A 19,656-nucleotide genomic window follows, 5' to 3' on the forward strand; every position below is an offset into this window, starting at 1 on the left:
AGCGTACGTACGCGTCAGTGTGCGGGTTTCAGCGGCAGCAGCGCACTGATCCGGAATCCGCCGCCGGGGCGCGGGCCCGCGTCGAGCGTGCCACCGACCATACCGACCCGCTCGCGCATGCCGATCAGCCCGTGGCCCTGGCCGTCGAACCCGCCCTCCTCGTACAGCTCGTGCGGGGCGCCCTTGCCGTCGTCCTCGACGAGCAGGCCCAGGCCGTCGTCGAAGTAGACGAGGCGCACGCTCGCGCCCGCGTTTTGCCCGCCGTGCTTGCGGGTGTTGGTCAGGGCCTCCTGCACGATGCGGTACGCGGTGAGCTCGACGCCGCTGGGCAGCGGGCGCGGGGTGCCCTCGACCTTGAAGTCGACGGGCAGGCCGGAGGTGCGGCACTGCTCGATCAGCTCGTCTATCTGCTCGACGTCCGGCTGCGGAACGTACTCGCCGGCCTCCTTGTGCTCGCCGGTGCGCAGCACGCCGAGCAGGCGGCGCATCTCGGCGAGGGCCTGGCGGCCGGTGGAGGAGATGGTCTCCAGCGCCTTCTTCGCCTGGTCGGGGGCGGCGTCGAGGACATAGGCGGCGCCATCGGCCTGCACCACCATCACAGAGACGTTGTGCGCGACGACGTCGTGCAGCTCGCGTGCGATGCGGGCACGCTCGGCGGCGACCGCGACCTTGGCCTGCGCCTCGCGCTCCTTCTCCAGCCGGGCGTTGCGCTCCTCGAGCTGCGCGAAGTAGGCGCGCCGGGTGCGGATGGAGTCGCCGAGCACCCAGGCCAGCGCGAACGGCACCGTCTGGAAGACCACTATCGCGAGGTTGCCCAGGGCACTGGAATGCTGGTTCGGCCAGCGCAGTTGCGCGACCAGCGCCGCGCACAGACCGGTGCCCAGCGCCACCCGGGAGGCCCAGCGGGCGCCCGTCGCCGCGACCGTGTAGACGATCACCAGCATCGCGAAGTCGGCGACCGTGGTCTCGACGTCGAGCGCGACCTGCGCCACGCCGAGCCCGATCGTCAGCAGCAGCATCTTCTCCGGCATCAGGCGGCGCAGCGCGATCACCAGGCACAGCAGGAACGCGATCGGAATGATCAGAGCAAGTGATTCGGTGCCCCGGGACTCCCGGTGGGCGGCCGCGCCCACGACCGAGATCCCGAAGAGGAAGACGGCCCAGAAGCTGTCGACCCCTGTCGGGTGCCTGCGGAGGAAGTCATAGAGGCGCTGCACGTAACCCAGAGTAGGGAAGCGGGATGCGTGCAGGGGTCAACCGGAGGGCCGATCCGCATCCACCGCGCATACTCCCCAAGGTGGAGGCCCCCCTGTCCTGCGCGCTTAGCCTTGGCCGGTGAGGGAAGAGACATCCGGCCGGTGGCACGGCTGGCGGGCGGCGGCGCGGACGGCTCTGTACGGACCCGGCGGCTTCTACCGCGGGCCCGGGGGTCCGGCCGGGCACTTCCGTACCTCGGTGCACGCCTCGCGCCTGTTCGCCGAGGCCGTGGCGCGGCTGCTGTGCCGGGTCGACGCGGCCCTGGGCCGGCCCGAACCGCTCGCCTTCGTCGACATGGCGGCGGGGCGGGGCGAGCTGGCCGCCGGCGTGCTGGCCGCGCTGCCGGCGGACGTGCTCGCCCGCACGCGCGCGTACGCCGTCGAGATCGCCGGGCGCCCGGACGGCCTGGACGAACGGATCGAGTGGCTCACCGCGCCGCCGCTGGGCGTCACCGGGCTCCTGTTCGCCAACGAGTGGCTGGACAACGTCCCTGTGGACGTCGCCGAGGTGGACGCGGCGGGCGCAGTGCGCCGCGTGCTCGTACGGCAGGACGGGACCGAGCGGCTCGGGGAGCCCCTCGGCGGTGCGGAGGCCCGGTGGCTCGCCCGGTGGTGGCCGCTGCCGGCCGAGGAAGGGATGCGGGCCGAGATCGGGCTGCCCAGGGACGAGGCGTGGGCGGACGCGGTCGCCTCGCTCGACCGGGGCCTCGCGGTCGCCGTCGACTACGCGCACTCCCTGGACGCGCGCCCCCCGTTCGGGACGCTCACCGGCTTCCGTGCCGGGCGGCAGACGACGCCCGTGCCCGACGGGTCGTGCGACGTCACGGCGCATGTCGCCCTCGACGCGTGCGCGGCGCACACGGCAGCGCCCGGCCTCCCCGGCGCACGCCTGCTGTACCAGCGCGACGCCCTGCACGCCCTGGGCATCACCGGCGCACGCCCCCCGCTCACGCTGGCGTCCACCCAGCCCGCCGCATACGTACGCGCCCTCGCGAGCGCCGGCGAGGCCGCCGAGCTCACCGCCGAGGGCGGTCTCGGCGACTTCGGCTGGCTGCTCCAGCCGGTGGGGATCCCGGACCCGCTCGCCGGGTGACGGCGCCGGCCGGCGCCGCGGGCGCGGAGGCCCTACTTGTCGATGTCCCCGACCACGAAGAACAGCGACCCCAGGATCGCCACCATGTCCGCGACCAGCGTCCCCGGCAGCAGCTCCACGAGCGCCTGGATGTTGTTGTACGAGGCCGAGCGCAGCTTCAGCCGGTACGGGGTCTTCTCGCCCCTGCTGACCAGGTAGTAGCCGTTGATGCCGAGCGGGTTCTCAGTCCAGGCGTAGGTGTGTCCCTCGGGCGCCTTCAGGACCTTGGGCAGCCGCTGGTTGATCGGCCCGGGCGGCAGGTCGGCCAGCCGGTCCAGGCAGGCGTCGGCGAGGTCGAGGGCGACGTGGGTCTGCTCCAGGAGCACCTCGAAGCGGGCGAGGCAGTCGCCCTCCTGCCGCGTGACGACCTTCAGGGTGTCCTGCAGCTCGCCGTACGCGAGATACGGCTCGTCGCGGCGCAGGTCGAAGTCGACGCCCGAGCCGCGCGCGATCGGCCCGCTCACGCCGTAGGCGTGCACGGCCTCCGGGCTCAGCGCGCCCACGCCCCGCGTGCGCCCGCGGAAGATCTCGTTGCCGAGCACCAGGTCGTCGAACCGGTCCATGCGCGAGCGCACCGCGGCGACGGCGGCACGCGCGCGTGCGCTCCAGCCCGCCGGCAGGTCCTCCTTGAGGCCGCCGACGCGGTTGAACATGTAGTGCATACGGCCGCCGGAGACCTCCTCCATGACGTTCTGGAGGACCTCGCGCTCCCGGAAGGCGTAGAAGACCGGCGTGATGCCGCCGAGCTCCAGCGGGTAGGAGCCGAGGAACATCAGGTGGTTGAGCACCCGGTTGAGCTCCGCCAGCAGCGTGCGCGTCCACACCGCGCGCGTGGGGACCTCCATGCCGAGCATGCGCTCCACGGCGAGGACCACACCGAGCTCGTTCGAGAAGGCCGACAGCCAGTCGTGACGGTTGGCGAGCATGATGATCTGGCGGTAGTCGCGCGCCTCGAAGAGCTTCTCGGCTCCCCGGTGCATGTAGCCGATCACCGGCTCCGCGTGCATGATCCGCTCGCCGTCCAGCACCAGTCGCAGGCGCAGTACGCCGTGCGTGGACGGGTGCTGGGGCCCGATGTTGAGCACCATGTCGGTGCTCTCCGCGGCGCCGCCGATACCGACCATGGTCTCCGTCGTAGGAGTCATGGAACACAGTCTCTCCTACGTACGCTGGCGGTATGGAGACGGGGAGCCCGCCGGGCGCGGGGACCACGGGGGACGAGACGGCGGAGCCGGCCTGGATCGGGCTGCCTCCCGGACTGCTGCGGATGCGGCGGCTGCTGCTGGTGGTGTGGCTGGGGCTGCTGACCCTCGCCCTGGGCCTGCTGCTGGGACTGTTCGCCGGGCCCGCCTGGGCCGCGTTCGCGCTGCTGCCCCCGGCGCTCACGGCCTGGGGCTGGGTGCTGCTCGGCCGCAACTGGCGGTCCTGGCGCTACGCCGAGCGCGCCGACGACCTGCTGATCAGCAGAGGCGTGCTGTGGCGCGAGGAGACCGTCGTGCCGTACGGGCGGATGCAGCTGGTCGAGGTGACCTCGGGACCCGTGGAGCGGCACTTCGGGCTGGCCAGCGTGCAGCTGCACACGGCGGCCGCCGCGACCGACGCGACCATCCCCGGCCTCGACCCGGCCGAGGCGGAGCGGCTGCGCGACCGGCTCACCGAGCTCGGCGAGGCCCGATCGGCGGGTCTGTGACCGCGCCGGGCGTCGAGGACGCCGTACGCGAGAAGGAGCCCGTCACCGAACGGCGGCTGCACCCCGTGACGCCCCTGCGGCGGGCGTGGGCGCCGGTGGCCGTCGTCATCGGGTGGGCGGTGCACGACCCCGACCAGGCGCAGCACCAGCTGACGAGACTGACGGCCACGACCCTCCTGATCGCGATCGCCGTCCTCGTCCCGGTCGCCTCTCTGTACGGCTTCATGACCTGGTGGTTCACGCACTTCGCGGTGACGGAGAGCGAACTGCGCATCCGTACCGGCCTGTTGTTCCGGCGCACCGCGCACATCCGGCTCGAACGCATCCAGGCCATCGACGTCACCCAGCCGCTCCTCGCGCGCGTGGCGGGCGTCGCCAAGCTCAAGATCGACGTCATAGGCACCGACAAGAAGAAGGACGAGCTCGCCTTCCTGGGGGAGCGCGAGGCGCGTGCGCTGCGCGCCGAACTCCTCGCCCGCGCCGCGGGGTTCGCGCCCGAGACGGCGCACGAGGTCGGTGAGGCACCGGCGCGCGAGCTGCTGCGCACGCCTCCGCTCGACCTCGCGATCTCCGTCGTGCTGACGGGCGCCACCTGGGGCTCCCTGGTCGCGGCGCTCGTCGTCCCGTCGCTGCTGTGGCTGGCCACCCACAGCGTGTGGACGGTCCTCGCGACGGCTGTGCCGCTGCTGGGCGCGGCGGGCGCGACCAGTGTGGGCCGGTTCGTCGGCGAGTACGACTGGACGGTCGGCGAGTCGCCGGACGGACTGCGCATCGACCACGGTCTGCTCGACCGTACGCACGAGACGGTGCCGCCCGGCCGGGTGCAGACCGTGCGGATCGTGGAACCGCTGCTGTGGCGGCGGCGCGGCTGGGTGCGGGTGGAGCTGGACGTGGCCGGATCGTCCAACTCCGTACTGGTTCCGGTGGCTCCGCGGGCGGTCGCCGAGTCGGTCGTCGCGCGCGTGCTGCCCGGGGTGACCGTGCCGGCCGCCGTGTCACGTCCCCCGAAGCGGGCCGGGCGGTGCGTGCCGGTGTGGTGGCGGGGTCACGGACTCGCGGTCACCGACGCGGTGTTCGCCGCCCGGCACGGGCTGCTGCGCCGGAGCCTTGCGCTCGTACCGCACGCGAAGGTGCAGAGCGTACGGCTGGCCCAGGGGCCGTGGGAGCGGCTGTGGCGGGTCGCCGACGTCCATGTGGACACGGGGGCCGACAAGACCGTGACGGCCCGGCTGCGGGACGCTCAGGAGGCGGCGGAGCTGCTGCGGGCCCAGGCCGAGCGGTCGAGGACGGGACGCAGGGACGCCCGCCCCGACCGCTGGATGGCACCGCCGGCCGATGACGCGGAGGCACAGGAGAGCCGGCGGCCCTGAGGCCGCCGGCTTCGGGATTTCAGGAGGTGCCGCGTCAGGAAACCGCGCTGCGCAGCCCCTGCACGTCGATCTGCTCGGTCTCGTCGTGCGCCGTCAGGTCGATCACTTGGCCCGCGTCGCGCGTCTCCTCGCCGGCCGGCTTGAACTCCGCCTCGGCCTCGGCCTTGTGGAGCGCGAGCGCCTCCTCGCCGACCACGTCCGCGAGGTCCTCGTTCTGCACGGCCTCGATGGCCTTCGGGGACGGTTCCGCCTTCGTGCCGAAGAAGTCGAACTGGCCCTCGACCGCCGGGCGCGTGGGTGCGGCGGGCACCACGGCCACCGCGGTCGGTGCGACGAAGTGACCCGCGGGCTGCTGCGCGGACGGGGCGTGCCGGGCGGGAGTGGTGGCGGCCGCGCGCTCATGCCCGTCGACCGCCACGGGCTGCCCCTGCGCCTCGTCCTCCTGCGCCGCGGCCCCGGTACCGCCGTCCACGGCGGCCTCCGAGGCGATCGGAGCCGACTCGGCCGCGTTCGCGGCGGCCTCGCTCGTCGCGGCGGCGGCCTTCGCCTTCACCGGCTCGCGCTTCCGGGACCTGTCGCCCTTGGGACCGTCGCCCTTCGGCGAACCGTCGTCCTCGGGTGCGGGGCCGTCCTCGGACTCCGAGGAGTCGCCGCTCGGGGAGTCACCGCTCAGGGACTCGGCTGCCTGGGAGTCGGCGGCCTGGGAGTCGTCGTTCAGAGAGTCGTCGTCCCGGGAGTCGTCGTCCCGGGAGTCGTCGTCCCGGGAGTCGTCGTTCGACGAGCCGGCCGCCTGGCCGTCCTCCGCCGCGGCGTCCTCGGCAGAAGCAGCCTCCGTGGAGCCGTCCTCGTCCTCGTCGAACCGCTTCAGCGCCGCCTTCGCCCGCAGGAACAGATGCGACCCCTCCGGGGAGAAGACCGTGCGGCCCTCCGCCGGCGCCCCGTCGTCCTCCGCGTCCTCGTCGTCCTCCGCGTCCGCCGTCTGTTCCGCGTCCGCCGAGGCAGCCACAGCCTCGGTCTCCGCGGCCTCGGACTCGGCGGCCTCGGACTCGGCGGCCTCGATGTCCGCGTCCAGGTCCGTGTCCGCCGTGTCCTGCGTCGGCACGGGCGGCAGCGCACGGGTCGGCGCGCCCGCCTCTATCTCGAGCAGACGGCGGCCCTCCAGGGCGCTCGCGCGCTCGGTCTCGGCGGTGGCGTACCGCCGTAGCAGCGCCGCGTGCTCGTTGCGCAGGCCCGCCAGTTCGGCACGCTTGGCCCGCAGCCGCTGCTCCAGCTTGGCGCGGAGCTCGCGCGACTCCTCGAGGTCGGTCTCCAGCTCGGCGACCCGCTCCTCGTGCCGCCACTCGTCGCTCGCACGCGCGCGCGTAAGGTCGGCGACCTGTTTGCCCGCCTGGGTGTCCCAGCGGCGCATGACGGCCGCACCGACGATCGCCGTCGCCGCGGCGGCCGCGGCGACGACACGGAGCGCGGCCTGCTGCGTGAAGACCCAGGGACCGAAGGCGCAGACGAAGGAGACGCCTGCGATCGCCGACGGGGGAAGCAGCCTGTGCAGGGGCGGGGAATGGCGGTGACGTCCACGTGGCATGGCCAGAAACTTACCGCGCGTAGGCGACCCTTGGTGCCCCGCCCCGCAAAAACACAGCCATACCGAAACGTTCACACGGCATCAGGAATTGACCGTCGTCGAATTCGGCAAGATCAACATCGTGCGAAACCCCTGTCACCTGTCGCTCAGCCGCCCACTGATCCACTGCAGCGTCGCGGGAATCTCCCGGCGCCAGGTGTTGAAGTTGTGACCGCCGCTTTCAAGGATGATCGACGAGATCCGCGTCAGCTTCGTGGCCTGCGCACGCTGTATGAACTTCAGCGTCGCCTTGTAGTTGGATTCCCCGATCCGGCTGCTGGTGACGAGCAGTGAAGTGTCGGGCGCGGGCAGGTGGTTGAGGCACCACCACAGATCGGCCCGATTGCGCAGTCCCTTGTTCCCACGGAAGAGATCGCCCGTGGTGGGGTCGATCGGCGCCTTGTAGTACGGCGACAGGCCCGCCGCCGCGGCGTACGCCCTGGGGTGGTGCATGGCTAGCTTCAGCGCGCAGTAACCGCCCGTGGAGTCGCCGATGATGCCCCAGCTGCCCGGTTTCTTGCCCACTCTGTAGTGCGCGACCAGGGCGTCGGGCAGGTCTTTGGCGAAGAATGTCTCCGTCTGCGGACCGCCCGGAACGTCCACGCACTCCGTGTCCCGCGGCGGCGCCACCGTGGGACGCAGCATCACCAGGATCATCGGCTGCATACGTCCGTCCTTGGTGAGTTGCTGGGCGGTGCGCGGATAGTGCAGTTTGCTCACGAGCGCCTCGGCGGTGCCCGGATATCCGGTGAGTACGACAGTGGCCGGAAAAGTACGCGCGCGGTAGCGCGCCTGGAAGTACTCCGGCGGCAAATACACATACGCGGGTGTGGCGATGTGTGTCGTACGCCCGACGATGTCGACCTTCTGGATCTCACCGCCGGCCGCGGGCGCGGAACCGCCGGCTCCGCGCACACCCGCAGTGTCGAGCACCTCCAGCGGGCCGCCCGAGCCGCCGAGTGCCGTGTGGTTGACGACGACGCCCTGGTCCTTCTCCTGGCCGAACAGGTCCGCCCAGCTGGCATAGAAGCCGAAGGCCTGGTTGGCGGCGAGGCCCACCGACGCGAAGAGGGCCACCTGCGTGCCGAGCAGCAGGCCGACGCGCCCGCTGACGGCCCGCCAGTTGCGGCGCGCGAGGCGCGGCCACAGCCACACAGTGCCGATGAACAGCAGCACGGCGCACGCCATCGCCACACAGAGCACTTTGTTGCTCGTAAGACCCATGACCAGCTTCCTGCCTGCGGTTTCACCCGGCTCCCCCGCACCTTCGCAAGGGCTTGTCCGGGACTTTCCTCGGGCTTTGAGACGGCTTTGAGACGGCTTTGAGAAGCGGAGTGAACCTCTCCTCCCGTGACACCGTCCTAGAGGGCGCAATGTCGCCGGATGCCCGAATCGGCACCGGATCCAAGGTCTCTCGCAGAACTACGGGATGCGATGTCTGTCAGGACAGATGAGGAAATGTCGGGTGGGGTTCCCACCCGATCACGCAGCGCGCGGCGCGTATTCCGTGGTCCGCGCCCCGAGGCCGTTCCCGTCCTGGTTGCCAGGGCGTGCGCCGTCGTCGGTCTGCTGGACGTCGCGGCGGGTGTCTTCCCGCGCTTCCGGCACAGCCGTATGCACACGCTCGCCGAGGTGCTGCCCGGCTCGTTCGGCCCGTTCGCGGCCGCGCTGTCGCTGAGCGCCGGCATGCTCCTGCTGCTGCTCGCGCACGGCCTCAGGCGTGGCAAACGCCGGGCCTGGCGCGCCGCGGTGGCGCTGCTGCCGGCCGGCGCCGTGGCGCAGTTCACATACCGGCACTCCGTCGTCGGCGTGATCATCTCGCTGGCACTGCTCGCGCCACTGCTGCGCCATCGCGACCAGTTCGCGGCGCTGCCCGACCCGCGCAGCCGCTGGCGCGCGCTCGCCAACTTCGTGCTCATGGGCGCCGGTTCCCTCGTGCTCGGACTGATCATCGTCAGCGTCCACCCGAACCGCATGGTCGGCGATCCGAGCCTGGCCGATCGCATCACACACGTGCTCTACGGCCTGTTCGGCTTCGAGGGCCCGGTGAACTATCAGGGCAACACCTCCTGGACGGTCGCCTTCTCACTGGGCGCCCTCGGGCTGATCACGGCCGTGACCACCATTTACCTCGCCTTCCGGCCCGAACACCCGGCGGCGCGCCTGACGGAGGACGACGAGGCACACCTCCGGGCGCTTCTGGAGAAGCACGGCCGCCGCGACTCCCTGGGCCACTTCGCGCTGCGCCGCGACAAGGCCGTGGTCTTCTCGCCCAGCGGTAAGGCGGCGGTGACGTACCGCGTCGTGTCCGGTGTGATGCTCGCCAGCGGCGACCCCATCGGCGACGTCGAGGCATGGCCGGGCGCCATCGAGCACTTCATGGACATCGCCAAGGCCCACTCCTGGACGCCCGCGGTCATGGGCTGCTCCGAGACGGGCGGCGAGGTGTGGACCCGCGAAACCGGCCTCGACGCCCTCGAACTGGGCGACGAGGCGGTGGTGGACGTGGCGGATTTCTCCCTCACCGGCCGCGCGATGCGCAACGTGCGCCAGATGGTCAAGCGCATCGAGCGCGCCGGTTACGAAACCCGGGTACGTCGTGTCCGTGACCTCGGCGACGCCGAACTGGAGCGGATCCGCCAGGCCGCCGAGGACTGGCGCGGCACCGACACCGAACGCGGCTTCTCCATGGCGCTGGGCCGCATCGGCGACCCCTCCGACGGCGACTGCCTGATCGCCACCGCCCACAAGGCCGACGAGGAGCCGGGAGCGTACGGCGACCTCAAGGCGATCCTGCACTTCGTCCCGTGGGGCAGCGACGGCGCCTCCCTGGACCTGATGCGCCGCGACCGTTCGGCCGACCCCGGCATGAACGAGCTCCTCATCGTCGCGGCGCTGGAGGCGGCGCCGAAGTTCGGCATCACGCGCGTGTCGCTCAACTTCGCGATGTTCCGCTCGGCGCTCGCGCGGGGCGAGAAGATCGGCGCGGGACCGGTGCTGCGCGCCTGGCGCGGACTGCTGGTGTTCCTCTCCCGCTGGTTCCAGATCGAGTCCCTGTACAAGTTCAACGCCAAGTTCCGGCCGCGCTGGGAACCGCGCTTCGTCGTCTACCGCGCCTCCGCCGACCTGCCGCGGATCGGCTTCGCCGCCATGCAGGCGGAGGGCTTCGTCGACCTCGCCCTGGCGCTGCCGCGCTTCCTGCGCCGCCGCAAGCCCGCCCCGCGCGCGTGCCCGCACACCCACGCCCTCGCGGAGCACGACGCACGCGCCGCGTGACCGACGCCCCTGGCCGCACGCCGCCAGGGACAGGCCCGGACGGAAGCCGCGCCCCTCCAGCCCGGGGGGCTTCCGCCCGGGCCGCGGCGTCTTGCGGCCGCATCCGGGGCCTAGGCTGAACGTATGAGCAAGCAGAACGGACGCGGGCGCGTCGCGGGCCTTCCGGAATGGGACCGCTGCGCGGTCATGGGGGTCGTGAACGTCACACCCGACTCCTTCTCCGACGGCGGCCGCTTCTTCGACACCACGGCGGCCGTCAAGCACGGACTCGGACTGGTCGCCGAGGGCGCGGACCTGGTCGACGTCGGCGGCGAGTCCACCCGGCCCGGCGCCACCCGCGTCGACGAGGCCGAGGAACTCAGGCGCGTCATCCCGGTCGTCCGCGGGCTCGTCTCCGAGGGCGTCACGGTCTCGGTCGACACCATGCGCGCCTGTGTCGCCGAGCAGTCCCTCGCGGCCGGCGCCTCCCTCGTCAACGACGTCAGCGGCGGCCTCGCCGACCCCGCGATGATCCCGGTGGTGGCGGAGACGGGCGCCCCCTTCGTCGTCATGCACTGGCGCGGCTTCCTGGAGGGCGGCAACGTCAAGGGCGTCTACGCCGACGTCGTCGCCGAGGTCGTCGACGAACTGCACGCACGCGTGGAGGCCGTCCTGGCCGGCGGCATCGCCCCCGATCGCATCGTGGTCGACCCGGGCCTCGGCTTCTCGAAGGACGCCGAGCACGACCTGGTGCTGCTCGCCCACCTCGAGCGCCTCCTCGCCCTCGGCCACCCCCTGCTCGTCGCGGCCTCCCGCAAGCGGTTCCTCGGGCGGGTGCTCGCCGGGGCCGAGGGCGCGCCGCCGCCCGCGCGCGAGCGCGACGCCGCCACGGCCGCCGTGTCCGCGCTCGCGGCGCAGGCGGGCGCGTGGGCGGTGCGCGTTCACCAGGTGCGCGCGACGGCGGACGCCGTACGGGTGGCACGCGCTGTGGAAGGAGCGCGCACAGCAGGGCACGCGCCGGGCGCACCCGGAGCAGAAGGAGTCCGGTGAGCGCCCCCCACACCGACGTCGAGCAGGTCGAAGCCGCCAACACCGCCTTCTACGAGGCCATGGAGCGCGGTGACTTCGAAGCGCTCTCCGCGCTCTGGCTCGCCCCTGCCGACCTGGGAGTCGACGAGGAGTTCCACGACCCGGCCGACGTCGGCGTGGTCTCCTGCGTGCACCCCGGCTGGCCCGTGCTGACCGGCCGCGGCGAGGTCCTGCGGTCGTACGCGCTGATCATGGCGAACACCGACTACATCCAGTTCTTCCTCACCGATGTGCACGTCTCCGTCACCGGCGACACCGCCCTGGTGACCTGCACCGAGAACATCCTCAGCGGCGGCCCCGCGCCCGAGGGCGGCGAGGAGCTCGGCCCGCTCGTCGGCCAGCTGGTGGTCGCCTCGAACCTCTTCTGCCGCACCCCCGAGGGCTGGAAGCTCTGGTCCCACCACGCCTCGCCGGTCATGTCCGAAAACGACGAGGCCGAGGAGGACGAGACCCCCACCTGAGTGGGTAGGCGCCCCGTCGGGACCAAGAAGTGGTTGGAATCACGACCCCTTGGGTAGGGGCGGCTACCAGCCCGTGAGCCGCCGGGTTCCCCAGGGGAAACACGCGATGAAACCTCCTGGTTCCGGCTCAGGCCGTGCCCCCGTGGCCCGGTCCTGTCAGTGCCCGCAGGTAGATTCGTTCGAGGCCGGTGTGCCGCCCGCACACGGTACGGACCGGTCGTTACCGACGATTGCAGGAGTGATTCGCGTGGATCGTGTCGCGTTGCGCGGCCTGAAGGCCCGCGGGTACCACGGCGTGTTCCCCAGGGAGCGCGAGGAGGGCCAGACCTTCATCGTGGACCTCGTTCTCGGCCTGGACACCCGTCCGGCCGCCGCCGACGACGACCTGGCGAAGACCGTGCACTACGGCATCGTGGCGGAGGAGGTCGTGGCCGTGGTCCAGGGCGAGCCCGTCGACCTCGTCGAGACGCTCGCCGAGCGCATCGCCCAGGCCTGTCTGAAGCACGAAGGGGTCCAGGAGGTCGAGGTCTGCGTCCACAAGCCGGACGCACCGATCACGGTCCCCTTCGACGACGTGACCGTCACCATCACCCGGAGCCGAGTATGACCGCGTCCTTCACCGAGGGTCACAGCGACCCGACCGTACAGCCGGTACCCGCCTCCGTCGTGGCACAGGTGGACGCCGCCGACACGACGCTGCACAACCCGAAACGGGCGGTGATCTCCCTCGGCTCGAACCTCGGCAACCGCCTGGAGACCCTCCAGGGCGCCATCGACGCGCTGGAGGACACCCCGGGCGTCCGCATCAAGGGCGTGTCGCCGGTGTACGAGACGGAGCCGTGGGGCGTCGAGCCCGGCAGCCAGCCGTCGTACTTCAACGCGGTCGTCGTCCTGAAGACCACCCTCCCGCCGTCCTCGCTCCTGGAGCGGGCCCACGCGGTCGAGGAGGCGTTCCACCGGGTCCGGGACGAGCGCTGGGGCGCCCGCACCCTCGACGTCGACATCGTCGCGTACGCCGACCTCGTCGACGACGACCCGCACCTCACGCTGCCCCACCCCCGGGCCCACGAGCGGGCCTTCGTCCTCGCCCCCTGGCACGACGTCGACCCCGACGCCCTGCTGCCCGGCCGCGGGGCGGTCGCCGACCTCCTGGGCGCCGTCACGCACGCGGGCGTGACACCTCGCGAGGACCTGGAACTCCACCTGCCCGAGTAGTCGTTAAGGTCAGGACGACCACTGTCTGCGGGACGGTCCGCCAGGACCCGGGGGAGTTGAAGGGACACCGTGAGAGAGCTGCGCATCAGGGTGCTGGTCGGCGTGTTCGTCGTGGCCGCGATCCTGTCCTGGGCGGGCGCCCGCCTCTGGAACGCGATCGGGACCCTCCCCAGCGTCCCCCTGGCCGCCCCCATCGTCCTCGCCCTGATCGCGGTGGTCCTGCTGGCCACGGCGCTGTCCCTGCGGGCCCGCTTCAAGGCCCAGCGTGAGCGCCGCCCCGAGGCCAAGGGCGTCGATCCCCTGATGGCGGCCCGCGCGGTCGTCTTCGGCCAGGCCAGCGCCCTCGTGGCCGCTCTCGTCGCCGGGATGTACGGCGGCACGGGCGTGTTCCTGCTGGAGCTCCTCGACATCCCCGCCCGCCGCGACCAGGCCATCTACGCCGGCTTCTCGGTCGTGGCGGGCATCGCCGTCATAGTGTCGGCCATCTTCCTGGAGCGCGTGTGCCGGCTCCCGGAGGACGACGAGAACGACAACAACGGCGCGGCGTCACCCGCCTGAAGGCGGGTGCCGCCAGGCGTCAGTGCGCGATGATCAGGCTCATGGCCTCGTTGCGGGTGGCCGGGTCGCGCAGCTGACCGCGCACGGCCGACGTTATGGTCTTCGCCCCGGGCTTGCGGACGCCGCGCATCGACATGCACATGTGCTCGCACTCGACGACGACGATCACGCCGCGCGGTTCGAGGATCTGCATCAGCGAGTCGGCGATCTGCGTGGTGAGTCGTTCCTGCACCTGCGGCCGCCGGGCGAAGACGTCCACGAGCCGGGCCAGCTTCGACAGACCCGTGATCTTGCCGTCGGTGGACGGGATGTACCCGACGTGGGCGACGCCGACGAAGGGCACCAGGTGATGCTCGCAGGAGCTCAGCACCTCGATGTCCTTCACGAGCACCATCTCGTCATGGCCCAGGTCGAAGGTCGTCGTCAGTACGTCCTCGGGCTTCTGCCACAGCCCCGCGAAGATCTCCCGGTACGCCCGCGCGACCCGCGCCGGCGTCTCCCTGAGCCCTTCCCGGTCAGGGTCCTCTCCGACCGCGATCAGCAGTTCGCGTACGGCGTTCTCGGCGCGCTTCTCGTCGAACTCGCCGATCGTGCCCTCGCCGTCCAGCGTCACGGGGTCGGTCATGAGTGGTGCCTCGTTCCTTTGCGGGGTCACGCGTGCGGACCACGCGCCTCACTGCGGACATGGCTGAATGCCGCGCCCCCCAGGCTAAAACCTGGGGGGCGCGGCATTCATTCCGGGCCTGTCGCGGCCGCCGGAGGAGCGGTGATCAGCTCTCCGGGCGGTCCTCAGGAGCGGGCTCGGCCACCGGGGCCGACTCCGTGGCGGTGGCCTTGGCGGTGGAGATCGCCGGGGTCGCGCCGTTGGCGCCGTTCGTCAGTGCGAGCTCCTTCGGGGAGAGCACCGGCGGACGGGTGGACGGCGTGCGCCGGGAGGAACCCGTCCACGCGGGGCGCGGCGGCCGCTTGACGATGGAGGCGAAGATCTCGGCGATCTCCTCCTTGCCCAGCGTCTCCCTCTCCAGCAGCTGAAGGACGAGGTTGTCGAGGACGTCGCGGTTCTCGACCAGGATCTCCCAGGCCTCGTTGTGCGCGTTCTCGATGAGCTTCTTGACTTCCTCGTCCACCAGCGCGGCGACCTCTTCCGAGTAGTCGCGCTGGTGAGCCATCTCACGTCCGAGGAACGGCTCGGAGTTGTCGCCACCGAACTTGATGGCGCCCAGCCGCTCGGTCATGCCGTACTGCGTGACCATCGCGCGGGCCGTCGTGGTGGCCTTCTCGATGTCGTTCGCAGCGCCCGTGGTCGGGTCGTGGAAGACGAGCTCCTCGGCCGCGCGGCCGCCCAGCATGTAGGCCAGCTGGTCCAGCATCTCGTTGCGGGTCGTGGAGTACTTGTCCTCGTCCGGCAGCACCATCGTGTAGCCGAGGGCCCGGCCTCTCGACAGGATCGTGATCTTGTGGACCGGGTCGGAGTTGGGAGACGCCGCCGCGACCAGGGCGTGACCGCCCTCGTGGTACGCGGTGATCTTCTTCTCCTTGTCCGACATGATCCGGGTCCGCTTCTGCGGGCCCGCCACCACGCGGTCGATCGCCTCGTCCAGCATGAAGTTGTCGATCAGCTTCTTGTCGCTGCGGGCCGTCAGGAGCGCCGCCTCGTTGAGGACGTTGCTCAGGTCGGCACCGGTGAAGCCCGGCGTGCGGCGGGCGACGGCCGCGAGGTCGACGTCCGGGGCGACCGGCTTGCCCTTCTGGTGGACCTTGAGGATCTCCAGGCGACCCTGGAGGTCCGGCGGGTCGACCGCGATCTGGCGGTCGAAGCGGCCCGGGCGCAGCAGCGCCGGGTCGAGGATGTCCGGGCGGTTCGTGGCGGCGATGAGAATCACACCGCCCTTGACGTCGAACCCGTCCATCTCGACGAGCAGCTGGTTCAGCGTCTGCTCGCGCTCGTCGTGACCGCCGCCGAGGCCGGCGCCGCGGTGGCGGCCGACCGCGTCGATCTCGTCGACGAAGACGATCGCCGGGGCGTTGGCTTTGGCCTGCTCGAACAGGTCACGGACCCGGGAGGCACCGACACCGACGAACATCTCGACGAAGTCGGAACCGGAGATCGAGTAGAAGGGCACCCCGGCCTCGCCGGCCACGGCACGCGCGAGGAGCGTCTTGCCGGTACCGGGACGGCCGTAGAGCAGCACGCCCTTGGGGATCTTGGCGCCGACGGCCTGGAACTTGGCCGGCTCCTGCAGGAACTCCTTGATCTCGTGGAGTTCCTCGACGGCCTCGTCACAGCCCGCGACGTCGGAGAAGGTCGTCTTCGGGGTGTCCTTGGTGATGAGCTTGGCCTTGGACTTCCCGAAGTTCATGACCCGGGAGCCGCCGCCCTGCATCTGATTCATCAGGAACAGGAAGACGACCACGATCAGAACGAAGGGCAGCAGGGAGAGCAGGATGCCCAGGAAGGGGTTCTGCTTGGACGGCGAAACCGTGTAGCCGTCCGGGATCTGCTTGTTCTGGTACTTGGTCTGCAGCGTGTTGGCGATGGCCACGCCCTGGTCGCCGATGTAGCTCGCCTGGATCTTCGAGCTGCCCTCGACCTTGTCGCCGTCCTTGAGCTGGACCTTGACGGTCTGCTCGTCACCGGTGGTCAGCTTGGCCGACTGCACCTTGTCGTTGTTGATCGCTGCCACGACCTGGCCGGTGTCCACCGTCTTGTAGCCGCCGGACGAGCCGACGACCTGCATCAACACGACCACGGCAAGGACGGCCAGCACGATCCACATGACCGGCCCACGGAAGTATCGCTTCACGTCCATCCATACGGAGCGGTGTCGCCCCGTCCCTCCTGCCATAGTGAGTTTGATAAGACAGTTCTTCTGACGGTACCCCAGCTTTGTCGCGCGAAGCCGCACGGGACGGCTGGCAAACCCGTCTGCATGCTCCAACGGCGCGAAACCCGCTGGGGTTCCCGATCGTCCTACTTGGACGGACTCGCTGAGTCAGCCGCCGTAGACATGGGGCGCGAGCGTACCCACGAACGGGAGATTGCGGTACTTCTCGGCGTAGTCGAGGCCGTATCCCACGACGAACTCGTTGGGAATGTCGAAGCCGACCCACTCCACGTCGATGGCGACCTTGGCGGCGTCCGGCTTGCGCAGCAGCGTGCACACCTTGAGCGACTCGGGCTCGCGGGAGCCGAGGTTGGACAGCAGCCAGGACAGGGTCAGCCCGGAGTCGATGATGTCCTCGACGATCAGGACGTGCCTGCCCTTGATGTCGGTGTCGAGGTCCTTGAGAATCCGCACCACGCCGGAGGACTGGGTGCCCGCGCCGTATGAGGACACGGCCATCCAGTCCATGGTGACGGGGGTGGACAGCGACCGGGCGAGGTCCGCCATGACCATCACCGCGCCCTTGAGGACTCCGACGATGAGCAGATCCTTGCCCGCGTACTCCGCGTCGATCTTCGCAGCCAGCTCAGCCAGCTTCGCGTCGATCTCTTCTTTGGTGATGAGTACCTGCTTGAGGTCGGCACCCATGTCTTTCGCGTCCACCCGCATCACTTTCGGTCGTCCCACAGGCCGCCCATCACCCCCCAAAGGGGGGCAAGGTTTCAGCCTTGCCGAATCACCAGTCTGCCACCCTGGCGCTGGGCGACGACTTTGCCCGGGAGATTGATGACTCCCTGGCCGCGCCAGCCGGTGATCAGCCGGTCGACTTCCTCGATGTGGCGGGCGAACAGCGAACCCGCGGGCGCCCCGGCCTCGATGGCGGCCCTGCGCAGGATGCGGCGGCGCACGGCGGGCGGCAGGACGTAGAGCTTGGCGCACTCCAGGAGACCGGTCGCGTCGCGTACGGAGGTCTCGGCCTGGCTGGCCCAGGCGTCGAGGGCGTCGGCGTCGTCCCGGGAGAGCTGGGCGGTGCGGGCCAGTGCCTCGACGACGCCCTTGCCGAGCGCCTTCTCCAGGGCCGGCAGACCCTCGTGGCGCAGCCGGGAGCGGGTGTACGCCGGGTCGGCGTTGTGCGGGTCGTCCCAGACGGGGAGGGACTGGACCATGCAGGCCTTGCGGGCGGTCTGCCGGTCGACCTGCAGGAAGGGGCGCCGGTAACGGCCGTCGGCCCCCGAGACCGCGGCCATTCCGGACAGGGAGCGGATGCCGGAGCCGCGGGCGAGTCCCAGCAGGACGGTCTCGGCCTGGTCGTCGCGGGTGTGGCCGAGCAGGATCGCGGTGGCTCCGTGGTGCAGGGCCGCGGCGTCGAGGGCGGCGTAGCGCGCGTCGCGGGCGGCGGCTTCGGGCCCGCCTTCGCGGCCGACGGTCACGGCCACCGAGTCGACCGGGTCGAGGCCCAGTTCGCGCAGGCGCAGGGCGACTTCCTCGGCGCGCAGGTCGGACCCGGGCTGCAGGCCGTGGTCGACGGTGACGGCACCGGCGCGGATGCCGAGTTTGGGGGCCTCGAAGGCGAGGGCGGAGGCGAGGGCCATGGAGTCGGCGCCGCCGGAGCATGCCACGAGCACGAGCGGCGACGACCGGCGCTCGTGCGAGGACTGCTCGAAGAGCCGTGGGCCCTTGGAGGCGGTCTGGTGGTCGTTGAGGATGTCGTGGAGGACGTGGCGGACCGCCAGGCGTATCGCCGCGACCGCTGGATGGGGACCCATGTCCGGTTCCCTTCATGAAGTTTTCGGGGGGTTGAGCCCGGGTTGGTCACTCAGAGTGTGTAGATGGTGACAGAACCGGGCCGTTCCCCGAGCATCGCACGCCTACCCATGGCTCACGGTCCCTCGGACGGGTGATTGGAGGGGCGTTCGCCTGCCGTCGGCCGGATTCCTTTCACGACCCTCCACGGCGTTCACGACTCGCTCTTGCGGTGCACCCGCGCGACCCAGTCCGCCGGTTTGGCGATCTCCGCCTTGGTCGGGAGGGTGTTGGGGGACGTCCACACGCGGTTGAAGCCGTCCATGCCGACCTGCTCGACGACGGCCCGCACGAACCGTTCGCCGTCGCGGTACTGCCGGAGCTTGGCGTCCAGGCCCAGCAGCTTGCGCAGGGCCATGTCCAGCCGGGAGGCGCCCTTCGCCCGGCGCTGCTGGAACTTCTCGCGGATCTCCGACACGGAAGGCACGACCTGCGGGCCGACCCCGTCCATCACGAAGTCGGCGTGACCCTCCAGGAGGGACATCACGGCGGTGAGGCGCCCGAGGATCTCCCGCTGCGCCGGCGTCTGCACGATCTCGACGAAGGACCGCCCGCCGTCCTCCTCCTCGCCCTCGGGGCGCCCGCCCGCGAGGGACTGGGCGGCCTCGCGGATGCGCTCCAGGACCGTCATGGGGTCGACGTCGGTCTCCCCCAAGAAAGACTGGATTTCACCCTCGAGGTGGTCGCGCAGCCAGTGCACGGCGCTGAACTGCGTGCGGTGCGTCTCCTCGTGCAGGCAGACCCACAGGCGGAAGTCGTGGGGCTGTACGTCGAGTTCACGCTCCACGTGCACGATGTTCGGGGCGACGAGGAGCAGCCGGCCGCCGCCGCTCTCCCCGGCCGGGAGCTCGCGCGTCGCCGGGGCGAACGTCTCGTACTGGCCGAGGACGCGGGAGGCCAGGAACGACAGCAGCATGCCCAGCTCGACGCCGGTGACCTTGCCGCCGACGGCGCCCAGGACCGCGCCGCCGGGGCTGCTGCCGCGCCGCTCCTGCATCTTGTCCAGGAGCGGCTTGAGGATCTCCCGGAAGCCGGCGACGTTCGCCCGGACCCAGCCGGGGCGGTCGACGACGAGGACGGGGGTGTCGTGGACCTCCTCCGTGCCCATCCGGGTGAATCCCCGGACGTGCTCCTCCGAGGCCTTGGCATGCCGGCGCAGTTCCGCGACGACCTCCCGGGCCTCGTCGCGGCTCACGTCGGGGCCCGGCCGTACGAGCCGGGTCGCGGTCGCCACCGCGAGATTCCAGTCGACCATCTCGGCACCACCGATGCTCGTCATGCGTCAACGGTACGTGAGCGTTACCACTTGGGGCAGGCCGCG

General features: G+C 71.2%; 18 protein-coding genes. 9 read left to right on the top strand and 9 right to left on the bottom strand.

Features of this window, described 5'->3' with window-relative positions:
- Positions 1-14: 14 nt before the first annotated feature.
- Positions 15-1,217 carry a sensor histidine kinase gene (locus tag ACIBN2_RS25560; RefSeq protein WP_399137544.1) on the bottom strand — a complete coding sequence of 401 codons (1,203 nt, stop codon included), beginning with the start codon at positions 1,215-1,217 and terminating at the stop codon, positions 15-17.
- 118 nt (positions 1,218-1,335) lie between these two features.
- Between ACIBN2_RS25560 and ACIBN2_RS25565 the strand changes: the two genes are divergently transcribed.
- Positions 1,336-2,349 (top strand): SAM-dependent methyltransferase, encoded by a 1,014-nt coding sequence (locus ACIBN2_RS25565; RefSeq protein WP_399137545.1) that lies wholly within the window; start codon positions 1,336-1,338, stop codon positions 2,347-2,349.
- Positions 2,350-2,381: 32 nt separating this feature from the next.
- Here the strand turns inward: ACIBN2_RS25565 and ACIBN2_RS25570 are convergent, their stop codons facing one another.
- Positions 2,382-3,533 (bottom strand): NADH-quinone oxidoreductase subunit D, encoded by a 1,152-nt coding sequence (locus ACIBN2_RS25570; protein WP_399137546.1) that lies wholly within the window; start codon positions 3,531-3,533, stop codon positions 2,382-2,384.
- A 32-nt stretch (positions 3,534-3,565) separates the two neighbouring features.
- Between ACIBN2_RS25570 and ACIBN2_RS25575 the strand changes: the two genes are divergently transcribed.
- On the top strand, positions 3,566-4,078 hold the full coding sequence (locus ACIBN2_RS25575) for a PH domain-containing protein (protein WP_399137548.1): 513 nt from the start codon (positions 3,566-3,568) through the stop codon (positions 4,076-4,078).
- Complete coding sequence (locus tag ACIBN2_RS25580; RefSeq protein ID WP_399137550.1) at positions 4,075-5,448, top strand: PH domain-containing protein; 1,374 nt, start codon at positions 4,075-4,077, stop codon at positions 5,446-5,448. The genes ACIBN2_RS25575 and ACIBN2_RS25580 overlap by 4 nt, the downstream gene beginning before the upstream one ends.
- Before the next feature lie 34 nt (positions 5,449-5,482).
- On the opposite strand, the gene ACIBN2_RS25585 is transcribed toward ACIBN2_RS25580, so the two are convergent.
- Positions 5,483-7,030, bottom strand: a complete 1,548-nt coding sequence (locus ACIBN2_RS25585) for a hypothetical protein (RefSeq protein ID WP_399137551.1) — start codon at positions 7,028-7,030, stop codon at positions 5,483-5,485.
- 135 nt (positions 7,031-7,165) lie between these two features.
- Positions 7,166-8,293 carry an alpha/beta hydrolase gene (locus ACIBN2_RS25590; RefSeq protein WP_399137552.1) on the bottom strand — a complete coding sequence of 376 codons (1,128 nt, stop codon included), beginning with the start codon at positions 8,291-8,293 and terminating at the stop codon, positions 7,166-7,168.
- 234 nt (positions 8,294-8,527) lie between these two features.
- Here ACIBN2_RS25590 and ACIBN2_RS25595 point away from each other — a divergent pair, with 234 nt between their 5' ends.
- The 6 genes from ACIBN2_RS25595 to ACIBN2_RS25620 all read left to right on the top strand — a co-directional run bounded on the left by ACIBN2_RS25595 (position 8,528) and on the right by ACIBN2_RS25620 (position 13,647).
- Positions 8,528-10,345, top strand: coding sequence for a phosphatidylglycerol lysyltransferase domain-containing protein (locus ACIBN2_RS25595; RefSeq protein WP_399137553.1), 1,818 nt, complete (start codon positions 8,528-8,530; stop codon positions 10,343-10,345).
- Between the two features lie 123 nt (positions 10,346-10,468).
- Entirely contained in the window at positions 10,469-11,374 is a 906-nt protein-coding gene (gene folP / locus ACIBN2_RS25600) for a dihydropteroate synthase (RefSeq protein WP_399137555.1), read from the top strand.
- Entirely contained in the window at positions 11,371-11,874 is a 504-nt protein-coding gene (locus ACIBN2_RS25605) for a nuclear transport factor 2 family protein (RefSeq protein WP_399137556.1), read from the top strand. Before folP ends, ACIBN2_RS25605 begins: the two co-directional genes overlap by 4 nt.
- A gap of 247 nt (positions 11,875-12,121) precedes the next feature.
- Positions 12,122-12,481, top strand: coding sequence for a dihydroneopterin aldolase (gene folB, locus ACIBN2_RS25610; RefSeq protein ID WP_399137558.1), 360 nt, complete (start codon positions 12,122-12,124; stop codon positions 12,479-12,481).
- Positions 12,478-13,089 carry a 2-amino-4-hydroxy-6-hydroxymethyldihydropteridine diphosphokinase gene (gene folK / locus ACIBN2_RS25615; RefSeq protein WP_399137560.1) on the top strand — a complete coding sequence of 204 codons (612 nt, stop codon included), beginning with the start codon at positions 12,478-12,480 and terminating at the stop codon, positions 13,087-13,089. Before folB ends, folK begins: the two co-directional genes overlap by 4 nt.
- A 69-nt stretch (positions 13,090-13,158) precedes the next feature.
- The gene (locus ACIBN2_RS25620; RefSeq protein ID WP_399137562.1) at positions 13,159-13,647 is read left to right on the top strand and encodes a DUF3180 domain-containing protein; all 489 of its coding nucleotides are present in this window, start codon (positions 13,159-13,161) and stop codon (positions 13,645-13,647) included.
- A 19-nt stretch (positions 13,648-13,666) separates the two neighbouring features.
- Here ACIBN2_RS25620 and folE read toward each other — a convergent pair whose 3' ends face one another.
- From folE to ACIBN2_RS25645, 5 genes are all read right to left on the bottom strand, one after another.
- On the bottom strand, positions 13,667-14,272 hold the full coding sequence (folE, locus tag ACIBN2_RS25625) for a GTP cyclohydrolase I FolE (protein ID WP_399137563.1): 606 nt from the start codon (positions 14,270-14,272) through the stop codon (positions 13,667-13,669).
- A gap of 145 nt (positions 14,273-14,417) precedes the next feature.
- Positions 14,418-16,457 (bottom strand): ATP-dependent zinc metalloprotease FtsH, encoded by a 2,040-nt coding sequence (gene ftsH, locus ACIBN2_RS25630; protein WP_399137564.1) that lies wholly within the window; start codon positions 16,455-16,457, stop codon positions 14,418-14,420.
- 183 nt (positions 16,458-16,640) lie between these two features.
- The gene (gene hpt / locus ACIBN2_RS25635) at positions 16,641-17,201 is read right to left on the bottom strand and encodes a hypoxanthine phosphoribosyltransferase (protein WP_399138215.1); all 561 of its coding nucleotides are present in this window, start codon (positions 17,199-17,201) and stop codon (positions 16,641-16,643) included.
- Positions 17,202-17,254: 53 nt separating this feature from the next.
- On the bottom strand, positions 17,255-18,298 hold the full coding sequence (gene tilS / locus ACIBN2_RS25640; protein ID WP_399137566.1) for a tRNA lysidine(34) synthetase TilS: 1,044 nt from the start codon (positions 18,296-18,298) through the stop codon (positions 17,255-17,257).
- Positions 18,299-18,489: 191 nt separating this feature from the next.
- The gene (locus ACIBN2_RS25645) at positions 18,490-19,614 is read right to left on the bottom strand and encodes a zinc-dependent metalloprotease (RefSeq protein WP_399137568.1); all 1,125 of its coding nucleotides are present in this window, start codon (positions 19,612-19,614) and stop codon (positions 18,490-18,492) included.
- Between the last annotated feature and the right edge of the window lie 42 nt (positions 19,615-19,656).

This window comes from Streptomyces sp. NPDC050534, from assembly GCF_044457745.1.
In the GTDB taxonomy this organism is placed as follows: domain Bacteria; phylum Actinomycetota; class Actinomycetes; order Streptomycetales; family Streptomycetaceae; genus Streptomyces.

What these genes read in the sequence shown, in the direction of transcription:
- ACIBN2_RS25570 (WP_399137546.1), bottom strand. Translation starts at nt 3,533, where the DNA reads ATGACTCCTACGACGGAGACCATGGTCGGTATCGGCGGCGCCGCGGAG.
- ACIBN2_RS25575 (WP_399137548.1), top strand. Translation starts at nt 3,566, where the DNA reads ATGGAGACGGGGAGCCCGCCGGGCGCGGGGACCACGGGGGACGAGACG.
- ACIBN2_RS25585 (WP_399137551.1), bottom strand. Translation starts at nt 7,030, where the DNA reads ATGCCACGTGGACGTCACCGCCATTCCCCGCCCCTGCACAGGCTGCTT.
- ACIBN2_RS25590 (WP_399137552.1), bottom strand. Translation starts at nt 8,293, where the DNA reads ATGGGTCTTACGAGCAACAAAGTGCTCTGTGTGGCGATGGCGTGCGCC.
- ACIBN2_RS25595 (WP_399137553.1), top strand. Translation starts at nt 8,528, where the DNA reads ATGTCGGGTGGGGTTCCCACCCGATCACGCAGCGCGCGGCGCGTATTC.
- folP (WP_399137555.1), top strand. Translation starts at nt 10,469, where the DNA reads ATGAGCAAGCAGAACGGACGCGGGCGCGTCGCGGGCCTTCCGGAATGG.
- folK (WP_399137560.1), top strand. Translation starts at nt 12,478, where the DNA reads ATGACCGCGTCCTTCACCGAGGGTCACAGCGACCCGACCGTACAGCCG.
- folE (WP_399137563.1), bottom strand. Translation starts at nt 14,272, where the DNA reads ATGACCGACCCCGTGACGCTGGACGGCGAGGGCACGATCGGCGAGTTC.
- ftsH (WP_399137564.1), bottom strand. Translation starts at nt 16,457, where the DNA reads ATGGACGTGAAGCGATACTTCCGTGGGCCGGTCATGTGGATCGTGCTG.
- hpt (WP_399138215.1), bottom strand. Translation starts at nt 17,201, where the DNA reads ATGCGGGTGGACGCGAAAGACATGGGTGCCGACCTCAAGCAGGTACTC.
- tilS (WP_399137566.1), bottom strand. Translation starts at nt 18,298, where the DNA reads ATGGGTCCCCATCCAGCGGTCGCGGCGATACGCCTGGCGGTCCGCCAC.
- ACIBN2_RS25645 (WP_399137568.1), bottom strand. Translation starts at nt 19,614, where the DNA reads ATGACGAGCATCGGTGGTGCCGAGATGGTCGACTGGAATCTCGCGGTG.